Origin of the sequence: Coprococcus intestinihominis, from assembly GCF_040096555.1 — a bacterium.
GTDB classification, from domain to species: Bacteria; Bacillota; Clostridia; order Lachnospirales; family Lachnospiraceae; genus Coprococcus_A; species Coprococcus_A intestinihominis.
Map to the genome: position 1 here is coordinate 1 of NZ_JBBMEK010000408.1, position 1,741 is coordinate 1,741.

Sequence of the window (1,741 nt, forward strand, 5' to 3'; positions counted from 1 at the left end):
ACACCGCCGCCAGCCATGAGCTGTTTTATCCCCAATTAGGTGTAAAACTCTGCTCGATGGCGGGCGGCGGCGTACAAAAAATCTATATGGTGTTTTTAAGAGAACCGTCCCGGCGGGACAGGTCAGGCAGTGACCTGTTCCACCTCCGGGATGGGTTTGAGATTAAAATGAATTTCGATAGAAATGTGTCTTGTTTTATCTTCGTCAATGCGTTCATGCACGACGATTTCTTTGATTAAGCGGTTAAGGGTGGCTGCGTCCAGCTCTGTGATGTTGGCATATTCCTGAATGGCTTCCACCCATTGTTTTGCGTCATTGGCAAGCTGGACTTCATCAGACAGCCGCTTTCTGCCCTCGGACACTTTTGCTTTAAGCTCCGTCTGCTCGGTCTGTGTCTTTTCCAGCATGGTGTTGAAATTCTGCTCACTGATACGCCCTGCAATCATATCCTCATAAAGCCGCATGACCATTTTGTCCAGAACCTCAATCCGTTCCTCGTCCCTTGTAAGGGAGCGTTCCATTGCTTCCCGCTGTTCCCGCTGCTCTGCTTCACAGGTATTGGTCAGGCGGTCGGCAACCGCTTCCCCGTCCATCAGGGCAGCTCTGGCACATTCCCGGATTTTCCGCAGCACATGGCTGTAAAGGGTGTCATAGTCAATCCGGTGCTGGGTGCAGTGGTTCTTTCCAAAGGCGTTGTAGGTCTTGCAGGAATAAATCCGCTGGGGATGTTTTGCGTTTGTGTAGCGTACCGTCAGCGACTTCCCACACTCGCCGCATTTTAACAATCCGGCAAACAGGCTGATTTCATCGGTCTGCCCCGGACGCTGGCGGGATTTCAGCTTGTTCTGCACAATGTCAAAGCTCATGCGGTCAATCAGCGGTTCATGCTGTCCCTCCACCACAATCCAGTCCTCCGGCTTCTTTTCCCCAATTGTGCCGATTTTGAAACGGTAGTCTTTTTTCTGGGAAGCAATCGCACCGGTGTAGACGGGATTCATCAAAAGGTCTTTGATAACGGAGAAGTCCCACATATACCGCCCGTTTTCCGGGTCTTTCTTTTCCCATTTGGTTCGGGTGTTGCGAAGCCCCCGTTCCCGGTTCCACCATGTGGGGCAGGGGATTTTTTCTTCCTCCAGCCGTCTGCGGATATAGTTCGGACCATGACCGTTCAGGGCATATCCGAAAATCAGCCGCACAATCGGGGCGGTTTCCTCGTCAATGAGCAGATGGTTTTTGTCCTCCGGGTCTTTCCGATACCCAAACGGGGCAAGACACCCGGTAAACTGTCCTTTCTGCGCTTTCAGAAGATAAGAGGAATGGACTTTCTTGGAAATATCCTTGCTGTACATCTCATTCAGGATATTCTTGAACGGGGCGATGTCGTTGTTATCCCGCAGGGTGTCGATACCGTCATTCATGGCAATATAGCGGACACCGTTTCTTGGGAAAAAGTCCTCAATCAAATGCCCGGTTTGCAGATAGTTACGCCCCAGTCGGCTGAGGTCTTTCGTGATGACAAGGTTGATTTGCCTGCGCTCAATGGCTCTCAACATTCTCTGTAAATCAGGACGCTCCATATTAAGACCTGTGAAGCCATCGTCCTGATAGACTGCCACAACCTCCCATCCCTGCTTTTCGCAGTATTTTTCCAGCATATCACGCTGGTTTGCGATACTGGCACTTTCGCCTTGCAGGTCATCGTCCTTTGACAGCCTGCAATAGACCGCCGCACGATAGCCCC

General features: G+C 51.2%; 1 protein-coding gene. It reads right to left on the reverse strand.

Features of this window, described 5'->3' with window-relative positions; translation table 11 throughout:
• Positions 1 to 122: 122 nt before the first annotated feature.
• Positions 123 to 1,741, reverse strand: a 1,619-nt coding sequence (locus tag WMO25_RS17710) for a recombinase family protein (RefSeq protein WP_349086520.1), incomplete at its 5' end; no start/stop codon positions are given.